The sequence below is a fragment of the Hamadaea sp. NPDC051192 genome, assembly GCF_040682475.1.
Taxonomy (GTDB): domain Bacteria; phylum Actinomycetota; class Actinomycetes; order Mycobacteriales; family Micromonosporaceae; genus Hamadaea; species Hamadaea flava.
In genome coordinates this window covers 1-15,206 of the sequence record NZ_JBFBAZ010000166.1, presented here as the reverse complement: position 1 = coordinate 15,206, position 15,206 = coordinate 1, and the positions used below count along the sequence as shown (strand labels likewise).

The window sequence follows — 15,206 nt, the reverse complement described above, 5'->3', positions numbered from 1 at the left end:
GGGCACGGCACCGGAACATCAGACCTTGGCGAGCTCGCGTTCCGCCGACGGCTGGGCGATCGCCGTCTGACGTAGGCAGACGAGCGCCGCGACGGCGGCCACCAGCATGATCGCCGCGCTCGTCCACACCGCGGTGTGCATGCTGGCGACGAACGCCGCACGCGCGGATCGCAGCAGGTCCGACGCCTCGGCCGAGGGCAAGCCCGCAGCGGTGGCGACGGCGCCGCCCATGGTCTCCCGCGCGGCGGCCGGGGCGTCGTCGCTGAGCTGGGCGCGGTAGACCGCGGTCGCGACGCTGCCGAGGATCGCGATGCCCAACGCGCCACCGAACTCGGTCGCGGTCTCCATCAGGGCCGACGACGCTCCGGCCCGCTCGGCGGGGACGGCGCCGACCGCGAGTTCCGTGGCGGTGGACAGCACCACGACGACGCCGGCCACGTAGAGCGTCGATCCGACCAGCCATTGCCACAGGCCCGATTCGACCGGCACCGTGCTGAGCGCGGCGAACCCGCCGGCGGCGACCAGGAACCCCGCAGCGATGATCTTGGCTCGGTCGACTCCGCGCCGGGCCAGCGTGGCCGCGATCGGGGCAGCCGCGCCGACCCCGGCGGACGGCACGAGGCTCCACAGCGCACCCTCGAGCGGGCTCATTCCGAGCACCAGCTGCAGGTACTGAGTGGACAGGACCGCGAAGCCGATCATCGCGACCGCCGCGAGCAGGCTGACCAGCACCGACCCGGCGAACGCCCGGCGGCGCAGGATGGCCAGGTCCAGCATGGGATCCGGGCGGAGTCGCTGACGCCGGAGGAACATCACCGCGATGGCCAGGCCCGCGACGATGGCGGCGGCCCTGGTCACGTCGACGCCGTGCGCGGCGATCTCTTTGACGCCCCAGATGACCGGCAGGACGGCCGCGATCGAGAGCAGGGCGCTGGCGAGGTCGAATCGGCCGGGGGAGGCGGCGCGATACTCCGGCAGCAGGATCGGCGCGAGCAAGAGCAGCAGGACCATCGCGGGGACGTTGATGAGGAAGACCGAGCCCCACCAGAAATGTTCGAGCAGCAGGCCGCTGACGATCGGACCGAGCGCGATGCCACTGGTCATCACGCCGGTCCAGACGGCGATCGCGGTGGAGCGCTGCTTCTCGTCGTGGAACATGTTGCGGATCAGGGCGAGAGTGGAGGGCATCAGGGTCGCCCCGGCGACGCCGAGGATCGCCCGCGCGCCGATCAGCATCGAAGCGCTGCTGGAGTACGCGGCCAGCGCGGAAGCCGCGCTGAACCCGAGCGCTCCGATCAGCAGCAGGCGTCGGCGGCCCATCCGATCGCCGAGCGCCCCCATGGTGATCAGGAGCGCGGCGAGCACGAATCCGTAGATGTCGAAGATCCAGAGCTGTTCGGTGCTGCTCGGCGCGAGATCGCGGCTGATGAACGGCACGGTGAAGTACAGGACCGAGACGTCCATCGAGACCAGCAGCAGCGGCAGGATCAGCACGGCGAGCCCGATCCACTCCCGTCGGCCCGCTCGGGGCGGCGCCATGGTGTCTTGCACGGCTTCCTCCAGGCATTCTAAGTATTGCGTAAGGCTTACGCGTTACTGTTTAAGTCTTACGCAGTACTAGGATGAGCGTCAAGCCCGAAAGAAGAAGGCAGCGTCGATGACCGAGATCAGCAGCCCGGTGCCCAGCGCTTTACAAGCAGCCTGGGGCCTCCGGGAACGGCCCACCAAAGGCCCGAAACGGACCCTGACCGCCGACCGTATCGTCACGGTGGCCATCGACATCGCCCGCGCCGAGGGCTACCCCGCGGTCTCCATGCCCCGGATCGCCAACGAACTGTCGTCCTCCGCGATGGCGCTCTACCGCTACGTCGCCAACAAGGACGAGCTGGTGCTGCTGATGATGGAGGCAGCCGTCGGCGAGCCGCCGGAGCCGAAAGCGCCGGGCGAGACGTGGCGAGCCGCGCTCGAGCGATGGGCGTACGCGACGGGCGCGGTGTTCCGCGAACACCCGTGGTTCATGCAGGTCCCGGTCGCCGCTCCGCCGGCCACACCACGACAGCTCGCCTGGATGGAGACCGGTCTGGGCGCCCTGACCGGCACCGGCCTGGCGGAGGCGGAGAAACTGTCGCTGCTCATGCTGATCAACGGCTACATCCGCTACGACGCGCTGATCCGCGGCCAGATGATCGAGGCGGCGCGGGCCAGCGGGCAGAGCTTCGAAACAGTGATCGCCGACTTCAGCGCCGTGCTGCGGCACCTGGTGCAGGCTGACCGATTTCCGTTGCTGCGGCAGGCGATCGACGCGGGCGCGATGGATCAGCCCGACGACCCGACCGCCGACTTCGCCTTCGGGCTCGCCCGAATCCTGGACGGCATCGCCGCCTTCATCGAGACCCGAGGTCACGCCGCGACGCCATAGCCAGACCCGTCAGCGCAGCTTCTTCTCCGCCGGCTGTCGAATTCCGTCTCCCCGTTCGACATATAGCCGAGTACGCCGGACGGCGGCGTACCGGGCGAAGGGAAGCGCACATGAGCCAGGCTGGGCCGGCGAAGCCGGCGATCGTCTCCGCCGACGAGTGGCAGAAGCTGCGGTCGGAACTGCTCGTCGCGGAGAAGCAGGCGACCCGCGAACTGGACGCCCTCGCCGCCCGGCGACGCCGGCTGCCGATGGTCGAGTTCGACACCGGATACACCTTCGCCACCCCGGACGGCCCGCGTACGCTGCTGGACCTGTTCGACGGCCGGACGCAGCTCGCGTTGTACCAGTTCATGGATCGGGGGCCGGACGAGTTCTGCCAGGGCTGCACCGCGTTCGCGGCCAACATTCCGGAGGCGGGGCCGGAGCGACTGGCCGCCCGCGACGTCACCTGGGTCATGGCGTCGGACATGCCGTTGCCCCAGATCGAGGCGTACCGGGAGCGGATGGGCTGGACCATGCCCTTCGTGTCCTCGCACGGCACGGCGTTCACCCGGGACTGCGGAGTGGGCGGAGGCTTCCTGCTCAGCGTCTTCCTCCGGGACGGCGATCAGGTCTACCGCACCTACACCACGACTTCGCGCGGGGTCGACCGGCTCCTATGGGTGCACAGCATCCTCGACCTGACCCCGTACGGGCGGCAGCAAGCCTGGGAGGACTCACCCGAAGGCTGGCCGCAGACCTCCTGACCGCGAACTGCCGAACTTGCTAGAGGCCGAGGTGGACCGGCTGGTCCGGCGTCCCCGCGGTGAGCAGCGCCGTCAAGGGCGTCGTGAGGTCGCGAGGGGAGAACAGCTCGGCTCCCGTGTGCCCGGCGATCTCCGAGAGCCGCCACCACTTGAACGCGCCCAGTTTCTCCTCCGTCGCGAGGTGGTCATCGGTCAGCTCGCCGCGGGGCTGGAAGTGGTTCGTGCGGACGAGGAAGTAATCGTTGACGAGGCCGTCGAAGCCCGGTGCCTGGTCTACGGCAACGATCTCCTGGTGCCAGACGTGCGGTGGATCGGCGGTGATCACCAGCCCGGTCTCTTCCCGCAGTTCACGGCGCAACGCCGTCAGCCGGTCCTCGCCGGGTTCGATGCCGCCGCCGGGGGCCGCCCAGACGGCTTTCGCCTGCGCCGGCACCGCCGGGTGTGGGAAGTCGAACCGGCAAAGCAGGACGCGGTCGTCCTCGTCAAGGATGATCGCGCGGACGGCGCGACGCAGCTTCAGTGTCATGGCAGGTCAGACGCGGCGGCGAGGCGGACGATGATCGGCATCGACGCAGACTATCAGCCGCCGAAGGGAACTCATTCCATCCACTCATCCGTATGTCCCGGCAGCTGCGAGTGCTGCGGGAAGCGGGACTCGTCGACGTACGCCAGGACGCGTAACGCCGGGTCTACAGCCTCGTGGAGGGGGATCTCCGGCCAGGCGGGGAGGTCCGGCTGTTCGTCACCTCCGCCGGACTGGAGTCGGCGGAGCGCGTGGAGGTTTGCGAACCGCCGCAACGACTCCGGGTGACACGGTGGAGCGAACTCGTTCCGTCCTACCAGGATCTCGCGGTGAACGCGCGCGGGGAGGACGCCGTCCTCCCCGCGCGCGTTTGTGGATCGGATCAGCCGGCGGCCTTGACGAAGTCCGTGGTGAAGGTCTTGCTCAGGTCGATCGAGCCGGCCTTCTGCACGTCGGGGTTGGACTCCTTGAGCACGTCGAGCACGGTCTGCGGACCGTCGGCCGGCATGAGGCCGTCGGCGGTGAACATGCCCTTGGAGTCGTTGATCGACTGCTCGTAGAGCTTCACGTCGCCACCGGCGTAGTCGGCGGGCATCTTCGCGGCGATCTCGGCGGCGGTGTGGCTGTTGATGAACGCCAGCGTCTTGACGAACGCGGTGGCCATCTTCTGGATCGCTTCCTTGTGGGCGGCCACGTAGTCACACGGCATGTAGAGCGACGCGCCCGGGTAGAGCCCGCCGAGGGCGGCCTTGGTGCCCTCCTCGGTACGCAGGTCGATGATGACCTTGCCCTTGCCGGTGCTGACCAGCTTGGCGATCGTCGGGTCGGTGGTCATCCCGGCGTCGATGCCGCCGTTGTCGATGGCGGCGATGAAGGTGGCGCCCGCGCCCGCCTTGACCGTGGTGTACTGCGACTTCTGGACGCCGTTGCGGACGGCCAGGGCTTGGGTGAGCATGTCGGTCGAGGAGCCGGGGCTGGTCACGCCGAGCTTCTTGCCCGCGAAGTCCTTGGCCGAGGACAGGGTCGCGGCCTTGCTCGTCGCGACGACCTCCGCCTCGCCGGGCACGTCGGCGAACTGCACGACGCTCTCGACGCACTTGCCCTTGGCCTGCAGGTGGACAGTGTGGTCGTAGAAGCCGACCACGCCGTCGACCTGACCGGCCAGCATCATCGTCTCGGCGTCCGCGCCGGACGGTTCGCTCTTGAGGTCGACGGTGATGCCGGCGTCCTTGAAGTAGCCGAGCTGCTCGGTCAGCTTGGCCGGCAGGTAGATCACCTTGTCCAGGCCGCCGACCATGATCGTGATCTTGTCGGTGTTGCCGCCGTCGGAGTTCGTCGACGGGGACTGGCCCCGGCAGGCCGACAGGCCCAGGACCAGTGCCGGGAGGGCCAGCAACGCGATCGATTTACGCATGGCGAATCCTTTGTGAGCGAGGGGGATCAGCGAGGTTGCCAGCGGGTCAGCCGGCGCTCGACGAGAGTGAGGACCGCCTCGGCCAGCAGTGCCAGCGCGGTCATGATGATCATGGCGGCGTAGATGCCGGCCGAGTCGAAGGTGCCCTGCGAGTGGGCGATGAGCATGCCGAGGCCCTTGTCGGCGCCGGTGTACTCGCCGACGATCGCGCCGATCAACGCGAACCCGAACGCGGTGTGCAGGCTGGCGAGGATCCAGGAAGTGGCGCTGGGCAGCACGACGGTACGCATCATCTGCAGCCGGGAGGCCCCGAGGATGCGGCTGTTGTCGTCGATGACCTTCGGCACCTCCCGGGCGCCTTGGAAGGCGTTGAAGAAGACGCCGAAGAAGACCAGCACGAACGCGGTCGCCACCTTGGAACTCATGCCGAAGCCGAACCAGATGACGAACAGCGAGGCCAGCACGATCCGGGGGATGGCGTTGGCGGCCTTGATGAACGGCGCGAGCACGTCGGACAGGAACCGGGACCGGCCCAGGACGACGCCGAGCAGGACGCCGACGATCGCGCCGAGGGCGAACCCGTACACCGCCTCCTGGAGGGTGTAGCTGATCTGGAGCCAGATGCTGCCGTAGGAGGTGCCCTCGGTGAACCAGTCGACCAGCTTCTGGCCGATCAGACTCGGCTTGGAGTAGAAGAACGGGTCGATCCAGTAGGTCCCGGCGATCTCCCACGACCCGAGCCACAACGCGACCAGGAGTACGCGGCCGGCGTACACGGTCCAGCGGCGGTCCTTCGGGGTCCGGATGGTGATCTCGGCGGCGCGGCTGTCCGCCAATGCGATGCCGATGTCAGCCACGGCGGGCACCCCTTTCGCGGGCGATCTCGACTTCTTCGCGCAACGAGTCCCAGACCTCGCGGTATAGGTCGAGGAACGCCGGGTCGAGCCGGATCGCCTCGACGTCGCGCGGGCGGGGCAGCGTCACCGGGACGATCGACTTCACGGTGGCGGGCGCGGCGGTCATCACCACGACCCGGTCGGCCAGCGCGATCGCCTCGGTCAGGTCGTGGGTGACGAAGACGACGGCGGCGCCGGTCCCGGCCCACAGCCGCAGCAGTTCGGCCTGCATCAGCTCGCGGGTCTGCACGTCGAGCGCACCGAACGGCTCGTCCATGAGCAGGATCTGCGGCTCGGTGATCAACGTCTGGGCCATGGCGACGCGTTTACGCATACCGCCGGACAACTGATGCGGGTAGTACTTCTCGAAGCCGCTCAGGCCGACCCGATCGACCCACTCCTGGGCCCGCTCGCGCGCCTGCGCCTTCGGCACCCCGCGATACCGCAGGCCGAGGGCCACGTTGTCGACTACCGTCCGCCACGGCAGCGTCGCGTCCTGCTGGAACATGTAGCCGACGGATCCGGGGAGGCCGGTGACCGGCGTACCGGCGACGGCGACCTCGCCCGCGCTGGCCGGTTCCAGCCCGGAGATCAGTGCCAGCGTGGTGGACTTGCCGCAGCCGGTCGGGCCGACCACGGTGACGAACTCGCCCGGCGCGACGTCGAGGGTGACCTCGCGCATGGCGGTGAAGGTGCCGCCCCCGGCCGCGGGGAACACCTTGGTCGCCCGTTGCAGCCGGATGGCGGATGTGGTCTGGGTCATAGCGGCAGACCGTAGAGGTGGCCGGAAGGTTTCCGCGCGGTTTCGTCCATTGCGCGGCCAAGTTACGTAGATGGCGTTCTGCGCATTCTGCTCACCGCGTTTTCCCAGGTAGTTTGACGGCATGAGCCGCCGCCCCCTCCGCCTGGCCACGCAGACGATGCTGCTGCAGGTGGTCGTGGTCGCCATCGTGGCGGCGGCCGGGTTCACCCTCGCCGTGCTGCTGCTGCGGTATGAGATCGAGGAGCAGTACAAGCAGCGGGTGCTCGCGGTCGCGCGGTCGGTCGCGCAGGAACCCGGGCTCGGCGATCAGGTCCGCACCGGCCGGCCCGACGTCGACGGGCCGGTCCAGGCCTACGCCGAGCGGGTCATGACCGCGACCGAGGCCTCGTTCGTCGTGATCACCGACGCCGACGGCATCCGCTTCTCGCACAAGGAACCGGATCGCATCGGCCAGCGGGTCAGCACCGATCCGAGCGGTCCGCTCCAGGGCAACGAGGAAGCCAATATCGAGCGCGGCACGCTCGGCCTGTCCGCGCGGGGCAAAGTGCCGCTGCGCGACTCGACCGGCGCCATCGTGGGCGAGGTCAGCGTCGGCATCCACGCCGATCAGATCGGCGACCGCCTCGACCAGATCCTCCCCGGGGCCATCGGCTTCACCGTCCTCTCGCTCGCCGTCGGGGTCGGCGGAGCGGCCCTGCTCGCGGTCCGGCTCAAGCGGCGCACGCTCGGCCTCGAGCCCGCCGATCTGGCTGATCTGGTACGCGAACAGGTCGCCGTCCTCGAAGGCGTACGCGATGGGGTGCTGGCCGTCGACGTCGCCGGCCGGGTCAGCGTGTGCACCGAACAGGCCGCCAAGCTGCTGACCCAGCCGGTCACGCCGGGATCGCCGGCCACCGACGAGATCCGTGCCCTCCTCGAGGACCGGTCGTCGCTGACCAGCGGACTGCGGATGCTCGGCGAACGGGTGGTGGTGGTGACCCGGCGCCCGGTTCAGCGCGGCGGCCAGGATCTCGGCACCGTGCTGACGCTGCGCGACCACACCAACCTCGACGACATGGCCCGCGAGCTCGAGGCGACCCGTGCGTTGACCGATGCGCTGCGGGCGCAGGCGCACGAGCACACCAACCGCCTGCACACCCTCGACGGGTTGCTGCAACTGGGCGAGGTCGACCGGGCTCGGGCGTACATGCGGGAGCTGTCGGCGACCGAGGCGGCCGGGGCGCCGCCGGGCGAGGTCGGCGACCCGTACCTGGACGGGCTGCTCGCGGCGAAGAGCGCCGTCGCCTCCGAGGCCGGGGTGAGTCTCCGGCTGGGGGAGGACACCTGGGTTCCCGGCCGGCTGACCTCGCCGCTGGACGTCGTCACCGTGCTGGGCAACCTGGTGGACAACGCGATCCGGGCGGCGGCGACGGGCGTACGCCAGCCGGGGTGGGTCGAGGTCAGTCTGCTCGCCCACGACGGCGACCTGCACGTCTACGTCGCCGACAGCGGGGACGGGGTGACGCTGCCGGATCCGTTCGCGCCGGGAGTGTCCACGAAGGACTCGCCGGGCAGCGGGCTGGGGCTGGCCCTGGCTCGCCGCACCGCCCGTCACCACGGTGGCGACGTACGCCTCGGCCCGCCCGGCGAGGAAGGGGGCGCGGTCTTCGTCGCCGAGCTGCCCGGCGTGCTCAGCCCGGCCGCCGCGCTGGCCTGGGAGGCGTCGTGATCGGCGTACTCGTGGTCGACGACGACTTCCGAGTGGCGGCGCTGCATTCGTCCTTCGTGGACAAAGTGCCGGGATTCGGCTCGGTGGGCGTCGCGCACACGGCCGCCGCCGCGGTCGCCGACTGTGCGCGGCTGCGCCCCGATCTGGTGCTCCTCGACCAGTATCTGCCCGACGGTCTGGGCACCGGGATCGTCCGGCGGCTCGACGCCGACGTCATCATGCTCACCGCCGCCGGCGACGCCGGCTCCGTTCGCTCCGCGTTGTCCACCGGTGCGCTCAACTATCTGGTGAAGCCGTTCACCGCCGCCCAGCTCTGGGAACGGCTCCTGGCGTACGCCCGATTCCGCGGCCATCTGGCGGGGGACCGCGAACTCGACCAGGCCGAGATCGACCGGGCGGTGGCCATGCTGCACGACGCGGACGCGCCCACGGGCGCGCTGCCGAAGGGCCGGTCGGCGGTGACCGCGCAGCGCATCCTCGAGGCGCTGCGCGCCGCGCCGGGACCGGTCACGGCGATCGACGTGGCCGACGTGACCGGTGTCTCCCGGGCGACCGCGCAGCGGTATCTCGCGGATCTCGCGCACAGCGGGCGGATCGAGCTGAATCTGCGGTACGGGTCGACCGGCCGCCCGGAGCATCTCTATCGCTGGCGCGGTGGCCGAACCGCCTGACGCGGCGGATCAGGCTTCCTGCGGTTCGAGTTCGGTGAAGGCGCGCGGGCTGCGCAGGAACACCGTCAGCAGCAGGACGCCGCAGACGGCCTGCTCGACGCGGAGCCAGATGGGGAACAGTCCCGGCAGGGCGACGATGACGACGATGGCCACTGTCATGACGCCGGACAGGATGCGCAGCCGCTTCAGCGCCGGTCGTGACCCTTTCGCGGCGCGGGCCGCGAAGAAGGTGACGGCCAGGGAGCTGAGGACGACGAGGAAGGTACGCACCCAGACGGCGTCGGTGACGATGTCGGTGTGGTCGCGCAGTGCGATCACCGCGGCGAAGGTGAGGATGCTGAGGCCGAGGTAGCCGGCCGCGAGGAGTCTGACGGTACGCATGCCGAGAAGGCTCCCGGTTTCGGCCGTCGTGGTCTTCGGCGTGGGAGTGGAGGTTCTTCTCCACCTCCGGTTGGAGGCGGCCTCCCTGGTGATCGTCGTAAGGTCGACACGTGCCCCCACCCGCCGGCCCCGACTTCGCCCAGCTTCACCGGGAGCCGGTGATGCGCTGGTTGCGGCTGCTGGTGCCGGTGGTGCTGCTCGTCGTGATCTGGAGTGTCGCCACCACCGCCCCCACGCCCGGCCTGAACGTGGTGGGCCTGGCGTTCGCCGTCTTCGTCGTCGCCGGTGCCGGCTTCGTGGCGACACTCTGGCGGCCGAGGCCGGTTCCGCTGGTGTACGCGGTGGGGATGCTGGCCGCGTCCGCCACCTTGGCGTGGCTCCAATCGGGCGCCGCGATCGCCGGGATCTTCGTCGGGGTCTCGATGCTGGCGCCGCGCCTGCGTGGCTGGGCCGCGGTTCTCGTGGCGGTGCTGGCGCTGGTCGCGCTCGGGCTGCTCACGACGACCCTCCTGCATCGTTCGATCACCGAGGGCGTGCTGAACGCGGTCATGGTCAGCGCCTTCTACGGCATGTTCTTCGTCGCGCTGCGGCTGCGGGAGGCCAATCGGCGTACGCAGCAGTTGCTCGCCGAGCTGGAGGAGAGCCGGGCGGCGGAGGCACGCGCCGCCGGGCTGGCCGAGCGGGAGCGGCTGGCCCGCGAGATGCACGACGTCCTCGCGCATTCGCTGTCCGGCCTCATCCTCCAGCTGGAAGGCGCGCGGATGCTGGCCGCCGAGGACGCCGCCGACCCACGGCTGCCGCAGGCCGTCGAACGTGCGCATCACCTGGCGAAGTCGGGGCTGGACGAGGCGCGCCGGGCGATCGGGATGCTGCGCGGCGACGAACTGCCCGGCCCCGAAGGGCTCGGCGGGCTGGCCGCCGGTTTCACCGAGGCACACGGGATCACCTGCCGATACACGGTCTCCGGTGAGGCGTACGCGCTCGGCGCGGAAGCGCGGGTCGCCGTCTTCCGGGTGGCCCAGGAGTCCCTGACCAACGTCACGCGGCACGCCCAGCCGGACCGGGTCGAGATGACGTTGGCGTACGAGGAGAGGCTGACTCGTCTGGTGGTGGAGGACTTCGGCGCGCCACCGCCGGCCGACGCGACGCCCAAGCCGGGCGAAGGCTACGGGCTGACCGGGATGCGGGAACGCGCCGAGCTGCTCGGCGGCTCGCTGATCACCGGTCCGACGGCGACCGGATTCCGGGTCGAGTTGGGGGTGCCGGCCTGATGCGCGTCCTGATCGCCGACGATCAACGGGTGGTCCGCGAGGGCCTGGCCCTGGTGCTCGGACTGCTGCCCGACGTCGAGATCGTCGGATCGGCGGCCGACGGGGACGAGGCGGTGGCGCTGGTCGCCGAGCTGCGTCCGGACATCGTGCTGATGGACCTGCGGATGCCGCGCTGCGACGGCGTCGAGGCCACCCGGCGGTTGCGGGCGGCGTACCCGGAGGTCAAGGTCGTGGTGCTCACGACCTATTCCGACGACCGTTCGGTGCTGGAGGCGTTGCGCGCCGGAGCCCGCGGCTATCTCACGAAGGACGCCGGCGGGCAGGAGATCCACGAGGCGCTGCGGCGCGTCCACGACAATCAGGCGGTCCTGGATCCGGCCGTCCAGCACCACCTCGTGTCGGCGGTGTCGGCGCCGTCGCCGGGTTCGCTGACGCCCCGGGAGACCGAAGTCCTCACGCTCATCGCCGAAGGGCTGTCCAACACCGAGATCGCCACGCGGCTGTTCGTCACCGAGGCGACGGTGAAGACCCACATCAACCACCTGCTTGCCAAGATCGGCGTACGCGATCGGGCCCAGGCGGTCGGGTACGCGTACCAGCAGGGGCTGATCTCCGCGCCCTGATCGGTGCAGCGACTAGGTCTCTCGGGTTATCCACAGGGGATGGTGATCTTCGATGTGACCGCCTACGGTCTGGCTCATGATCGCGAATGGAGATCGGTCCGCCGCCGAGGTCCGGGTCTCCCCGGAGGTGCTGCGAACCGCGGCCGCCAGCACGACCGAGCTGGCCGGGCAGGCGAAGAGCGCGCTGCGCGACGTGTCCGACGACATGGCGTACGCCGCCGGCGCGTTGCGGGACTGGTCCACCGGCCGGGCGCTGACCGAGCTGATGGACCTCTGGGATCGTGAGGAGACGGCGTTCGGCGGGCAGCTGACCGGCTTGGCCGACGGGCTGCAGAAGTCGGCGGACAACTACGCGCACGCCGACGCCGCGAGCGCGACGAACTTCGGGACGCTGCGATGACCGGCGGCTTCGTCCAGCTGCGTGACACCCGGTTCGTCGCGCTCGGTCAGGCCGCCGACGCGTGGCAGGCGTACGGGCGGCAGGCAGCCGCGCTGGAGGACCGGTCGGTGCAGACCCTCATCGGGCCGCTGCGCCGCTCGGGCTGGGCCGGCCCGGCCGCCTCGGCCGCCCTTCCCCAGGCGGACACCGTCGACGACCAATTCGAGATCCGGGCCCGGACCGCGCGGCTGATCGACGTCGTCCTGGACGAGGCGTCCGCGCGCTTCGCCCAGCTCCAGTCGGCGCTGCACGACGAGGTCGAAGCGGCCCGGACCGCGGGGTTCCGCGTCGGCGAGGACGGCGTCGCCCAGCCGATCCACGACGAAGAGGCCTCGGCCGCCGACGCGTGGACCGACCGGATCGCGGCGGTCGTGAAACGGGCGGGACAGCTCGACGACCAAGTGGCCGGCGTACTGGCCGGGCTGCGCCCCGACGGGCAGGGGAAGACCGGCGCCGACGACTGGAACCGGATGTCCGACGCGGCCGAGGACGTCGCCGTCTGGCTCGGCGTCGACCCCAAACGCGTGCCCCCGCCGGGTAGCAGCCCGCAGCGGGTCGCCGACTGGTGGAAGGGCCTGAGCGACCAGCAGCGGCAGCTCTACCTCGACGCGTACCCGCAGCTGGTCGGCAACCTCGACGGGCTGCCCGCCACCGACCGCGACAGCGCCAACCGGCTGACCCTGCGCTCGCACCTGGCCGAGCTGACCACGGGCGACGGCGACGCGCGCGACCTCGAACGCAGCCAGCGCCTGCTCGACCGGCTCGAACGCAACGAATACGGCGACCCGAACGAGCAGCTGTTCCTGCTCGGCATCGACAACTCCGGGGACGGCCGGGCGATCGTGGCCGTCGGCAATCCCGACGACGCGGCCAACACCTGCGTGCTCGTGCCCGGCGTGGGGACGACACTGGACGGCATGACCGGCCAGATCGACCGCGCCACCACCATGCAGCGAGGCGCGTACGCGCAAGCCGTCGGCACCGGCGAGAGCGTCAGCGTCATCGCCTGGCTCGGCTACGACGCCCCGGAAGCCGACTGGTCGGCGATCAGCCACAAGCGTGCCGAGGCCGGGGCGCCGCTGCTCGACGGATTCGTCGACGGCCTGCACGTCACACACGGCAACGGCCCGGCGCACACCAGCGTCCTCGGCCACAGCTACGGCAGCACCGTCGTCGGCAACGCCGCGCACGATGGCAACGGCCTGGCCGCCGACGACATCATCACCGCCGGCAGCCCCGGCATGGACGTCAACACGGTGGCCGACCTGCAGATCGATCCGCAGCACGTGTGGGCCGGCGCGGCGAAGGACGATCCGATCGCCGGCCCGCTGGGCAGCATCTGGGGCATCCACGACAACGAGCCGACCGACCCCAGCTTCGGGGCCAACCGGTTCCACGTCGACACCTCCGGCCACAGCGGCTACTGGGCCGCCGACAGCCAGAGCCTGGCCAACATCAGCCGGGTCGTCATCGGCGACTACGACCACGTCACCCTCGACCACGGTCACGCGCCGTGACCGCCCTCGTGAGCCGAACCCTCACCGCCCTGACCGTCATGATCTCTCTGGCCGCCTGCACGACGAAGGACGACACGATGACCACCGCGCCCACCGCCACCCTCGCCGACACGCAGGCCCAGGTGCAGAGCCGGCTGACCACGATCGTCGCCGCGCTCGCCGTGGCGGCCCCGGCGGCCGGTCACGACCCCGCCCAGGCCAAGATCGGACCCGCGCCGTGCGGCGGCAGCGGACCCGAATACCAGGTCACCGCCACCGACAGCGTCCTGCTCGAGGGGGCACAGCACCGCGCCGCGCTCGCGGCTCTGCGGGACCAGCTCACCAGCCACGGGTACGCCGTCAGCAGCAGCCATGATTTCGGCGACGGCGTCGGCGGTGAACTCAACCTGCGTGACGAGGCCGGATACACCGCCACCGTCAGCAGCGGCAAAGGCAACCACGGGCTGGCCGTCATCGTGGTCTCCCCGTGCTACCGGACGCCCGACGGCGACTATCCCGGTTGAGTGATCCCGGCTGAGCGGTCCCGGCGGGGTTCACCAGCTGATCCCGGCCGCCACCGGCAGATGGTCGCTGCTGGTGGCCGGCAGCACCCAGGACGCCGTCGGCCGTACGCCTCTGACCAGGATCTGGTCGATCCGCACCACCGGGAAGGCCGCCGGCCAGCTGAAGCCGAAACCGTCTCCGGCGGCGATCTGGGCCGAGGTCATCCGCGCGGTGACTCCGGCGAAGGCGCGGTCGTCCAAAGTGCCGTTCAGATCGCCGAGCAGCATCACCCGCGGGTTCTGCTCGGCTTCGAGGGCCGCGCCGAGGGCCTGGGCGTTCCTGTCCCGTGCGTCCGTCGAGAAGCCCACCTCGGGTGTCACCCGCGCGGATCCCAGGTGAGCCACATACACCACCAGCGGGCCATGGTCGGTGAGGACCGTGGCGCGCAGCGCACGCATGTACGCCTGGGTGACCTCGACCGGCCGCGTGCTCGCCAGCGGCCCGACATCCTGCTGGGTGTCGACCGGTTGCAGGTCCGACAGCGGCAGCTTGCTCCACAGCCCGACGGTCCCCAGCACCTCGTGGTGCGGGTACGCCTCCGCCAGCCCCCGCTCGTACGTGCCCAGGTCCTGCTCGGTCAGCTCGACCAGGGCCAGCACGTCCACCCTGGTGGCGGCCAGCTCGCGGGCGGTGCCGGCCGGGTCGGGATTCTCCGCGCCGACGTTGTGCTCAGCCACCGTGAGGTCGCTGCCCGGGTGGGACTTGTCGCCGAGCAGCGGGCCGAAGAGGCTCAGCCACACCACGACGGGCAGCAGCAATGCGGCCAGGGCCGAGGCGGAACGGCGCCACAACGCTCCGGCGAGCAGCACCGGAACGAACGCGCCCAGCCAGGGCAGGAAGGTCTCCACCAGGCTGCCGATGTTCCCGACCCGATTGGGGACCCGCCCGTGCAGCAGCAGGAGCAGGCCCAGCAACAAGGCCAGGGCGGCGAGCATCAGGCCGCGCTTCCACGGTCCCGGCCGGAGAGCGGCGCGGATGCGCGCTTGCCAGGTCACCGAGCCGGCCTCGCGGCGGCTGATGTCCGGTCGGGTCTGTGCCGTGTCCACCTGCGTCATGGGACCACTTCAGCAGCCGGCGTGTTACCAGGGTGTGAGCGACCACCGACGACCGGAACGCGGGCTTGACCTGCCCTCATGACGCGCCGTGAGGCAAAAGTCGCGGGGCCGGCCGCGGCCCGCCCCGCCCCGCTCTATTGTAAATTGCGGGTGCGTTGTGCGCCGGGGGGGCCGGCAGTCCAGGGTTTTACGAGAACAGGGACTAATTGCCCTAGGGCGGCGGGCCGTAGCCACAGC

General features: G+C 70.6%; 16 protein-coding genes. 9 read left to right on the top strand and 7 right to left on the bottom strand.

Annotated elements, in window-relative coordinates:
• Window positions 1-18 precede the first annotated feature (18 nt).
• Complete coding sequence (locus tag AB0M47_RS37595) at window positions 19-1,551, bottom strand: MFS transporter (RefSeq protein ID WP_363422708.1); 1,533 nt, start codon at window positions 1,549-1,551, stop codon at window positions 19-21.
• 106 nt (window positions 1,552-1,657) lie between these two features.
• Here AB0M47_RS37595 and AB0M47_RS37590 point away from each other — a divergent pair, with 106 nt between their 5' ends.
• Together AB0M47_RS37590 and AB0M47_RS37585 are read left to right on the top strand one after the other, a co-directional pair.
• On the top strand, window positions 1,658-2,419 hold the full coding sequence (locus AB0M47_RS37590) for a TetR/AcrR family transcriptional regulator (protein WP_363422706.1): 762 nt from the start codon (window positions 1,658-1,660) through the stop codon (window positions 2,417-2,419).
• Window positions 2,420-2,529: 110 nt separating this feature from the next.
• Window positions 2,530-3,165 (top strand): DUF899 family protein, encoded by a 636-nt coding sequence (locus AB0M47_RS37585; RefSeq protein WP_363422704.1) that lies wholly within the window; start codon window positions 2,530-2,532, stop codon window positions 3,163-3,165.
• 19 nt (window positions 3,166-3,184) lie between these two features.
• Here AB0M47_RS37585 and AB0M47_RS37580 read toward each other — a convergent pair whose 3' ends face one another.
• From AB0M47_RS37580 to AB0M47_RS37565, 4 genes are all read right to left on the bottom strand, one after another.
• A complete protein-coding gene (locus AB0M47_RS37580) occupies window positions 3,185-3,691 on the bottom strand; it encodes an NUDIX domain-containing protein (RefSeq protein WP_363422702.1) in 507 nt (168 codons plus the stop codon).
• 379 nt (window positions 3,692-4,070) lie between these two features.
• Window positions 4,071-5,102, bottom strand: a complete 1,032-nt coding sequence (locus AB0M47_RS37575; RefSeq protein ID WP_363422700.1) for an ABC transporter substrate-binding protein — start codon at window positions 5,100-5,102, stop codon at window positions 4,071-4,073.
• Between the two features lie 26 nt (window positions 5,103-5,128).
• Entirely contained in the window at window positions 5,129-5,959 is an 831-nt protein-coding gene (locus AB0M47_RS37570) for an ABC transporter permease (RefSeq protein WP_253763190.1), read from the bottom strand.
• Window positions 5,952-6,761 carry an ABC transporter ATP-binding protein gene (locus tag AB0M47_RS37565; protein WP_363422698.1) on the bottom strand — a complete coding sequence of 270 codons (810 nt, stop codon included), beginning with the start codon at window positions 6,759-6,761 and terminating at the stop codon, window positions 5,952-5,954. Before AB0M47_RS37565 ends, AB0M47_RS37570 begins: the two co-directional genes overlap by 8 nt.
• Window positions 6,762-6,882: 121 nt before the next feature.
• On the opposite strand from AB0M47_RS37565, the gene AB0M47_RS37560 reads away from it, so the two are divergent.
• Window positions 6,883-8,469 carry a sensor histidine kinase gene (locus tag AB0M47_RS37560; protein ID WP_363422696.1) on the top strand — a complete coding sequence of 529 codons (1,587 nt, stop codon included), beginning with the start codon at window positions 6,883-6,885 and terminating at the stop codon, window positions 8,467-8,469.
• Window positions 8,466-9,140, top strand: coding sequence for a response regulator (locus AB0M47_RS37555; RefSeq protein WP_363422694.1), 675 nt, complete (start codon window positions 8,466-8,468; stop codon window positions 9,138-9,140). The genes AB0M47_RS37560 and AB0M47_RS37555 overlap by 4 nt, the downstream gene beginning before the upstream one ends.
• A 9-nt stretch (window positions 9,141-9,149) precedes the next feature.
• Here the strand turns inward: AB0M47_RS37555 and AB0M47_RS37550 are convergent, their stop codons facing one another.
• Window positions 9,150-9,521 (bottom strand): hypothetical protein, encoded by a 372-nt coding sequence (locus tag AB0M47_RS37550; RefSeq protein ID WP_363422692.1) that lies wholly within the window; start codon window positions 9,519-9,521, stop codon window positions 9,150-9,152.
• Window positions 9,522-9,631: 110 nt separating this feature from the next.
• On the opposite strand from AB0M47_RS37550, the gene AB0M47_RS37545 reads away from it, so the two are divergent.
• The 5 genes from AB0M47_RS37545 to AB0M47_RS37525 all read left to right on the top strand — a co-directional run bounded on the left by AB0M47_RS37545 (window position 9,632) and on the right by AB0M47_RS37525 (window position 13,874).
• Window positions 9,632-10,792 carry a histidine kinase gene (locus tag AB0M47_RS37545; protein ID WP_363422690.1) on the top strand — a complete coding sequence of 387 codons (1,161 nt, stop codon included), beginning with the start codon at window positions 9,632-9,634 and terminating at the stop codon, window positions 10,790-10,792.
• The gene (locus AB0M47_RS37540; RefSeq protein WP_363422710.1) at window positions 10,789-11,415 is read left to right on the top strand and encodes a response regulator transcription factor; all 627 of its coding nucleotides are present in this window, start codon (window positions 10,789-10,791) and stop codon (window positions 11,413-11,415) included. The genes AB0M47_RS37545 and AB0M47_RS37540 overlap by 4 nt, the downstream gene beginning before the upstream one ends.
• 76 nt (window positions 11,416-11,491) lie before the next feature.
• Window positions 11,492-11,815 (top strand): type VII secretion target, encoded by a 324-nt coding sequence (locus AB0M47_RS37535; protein ID WP_363422688.1) that lies wholly within the window; start codon window positions 11,492-11,494, stop codon window positions 11,813-11,815.
• Window positions 11,812-13,371, top strand: coding sequence for an alpha/beta hydrolase (locus tag AB0M47_RS37530; protein WP_363422686.1), 1,560 nt, complete (start codon window positions 11,812-11,814; stop codon window positions 13,369-13,371). Before AB0M47_RS37535 ends, AB0M47_RS37530 begins: the two co-directional genes overlap by 4 nt.
• Window positions 13,368-13,874: a hypothetical protein gene (locus AB0M47_RS37525; protein WP_363422684.1), complete on the top strand. Its 507-nt coding sequence runs from the start codon at window positions 13,368-13,370 to the stop codon at window positions 13,872-13,874. Before AB0M47_RS37530 ends, AB0M47_RS37525 begins: the two co-directional genes overlap by 4 nt.
• 30 nt (window positions 13,875-13,904) lie before the next feature.
• Here AB0M47_RS37525 and AB0M47_RS37520 read toward each other — a convergent pair whose 3' ends face one another.
• Window positions 13,905-14,969 carry an endonuclease/exonuclease/phosphatase family protein gene (locus AB0M47_RS37520; RefSeq protein WP_363422682.1) on the bottom strand — a complete coding sequence of 355 codons (1,065 nt, stop codon included), beginning with the start codon at window positions 14,967-14,969 and terminating at the stop codon, window positions 13,905-13,907.
• Between the last annotated feature and the right edge of the window lie 237 nt (window positions 14,970-15,206).

What these genes read in the sequence shown, in the direction of transcription:
- AB0M47_RS37590 (WP_363422706.1), top strand. Translation starts at nt 1,658, where the DNA reads ATGACCGAGATCAGCAGCCCGGTGCCCAGCGCTTTACAAGCAGCCTGG.
- AB0M47_RS37585 (WP_363422704.1), top strand. Translation starts at nt 2,530, where the DNA reads ATGAGCCAGGCTGGGCCGGCGAAGCCGGCGATCGTCTCCGCCGACGAG.
- AB0M47_RS37580 (WP_363422702.1), bottom strand. Translation starts at nt 3,691, where the DNA reads ATGACACTGAAGCTGCGTCGCGCCGTCCGCGCGATCATCCTTGACGAG.
- AB0M47_RS37575 (WP_363422700.1), bottom strand. Translation starts at nt 5,102, where the DNA reads ATGCGTAAATCGATCGCGTTGCTGGCCCTCCCGGCACTGGTCCTGGGC.
- AB0M47_RS37565 (WP_363422698.1), bottom strand. Translation starts at nt 6,761, where the DNA reads ATGACCCAGACCACATCCGCCATCCGGCTGCAACGGGCGACCAAGGTG.
- AB0M47_RS37560 (WP_363422696.1), top strand. Translation starts at nt 6,883, where the DNA reads ATGAGCCGCCGCCCCCTCCGCCTGGCCACGCAGACGATGCTGCTGCAG.
- AB0M47_RS37550 (WP_363422692.1), bottom strand. Translation starts at nt 9,521, where the DNA reads ATGCGTACCGTCAGACTCCTCGCGGCCGGCTACCTCGGCCTCAGCATC.
- AB0M47_RS37535 (WP_363422688.1), top strand. Translation starts at nt 11,492, where the DNA reads ATGATCGCGAATGGAGATCGGTCCGCCGCCGAGGTCCGGGTCTCCCCG.
- AB0M47_RS37530 (WP_363422686.1), top strand. Translation starts at nt 11,812, where the DNA reads ATGACCGGCGGCTTCGTCCAGCTGCGTGACACCCGGTTCGTCGCGCTC.
- AB0M47_RS37520 (WP_363422682.1), bottom strand. Translation starts at nt 14,969, where the DNA reads ATGACGCAGGTGGACACGGCACAGACCCGACCGGACATCAGCCGCCGC.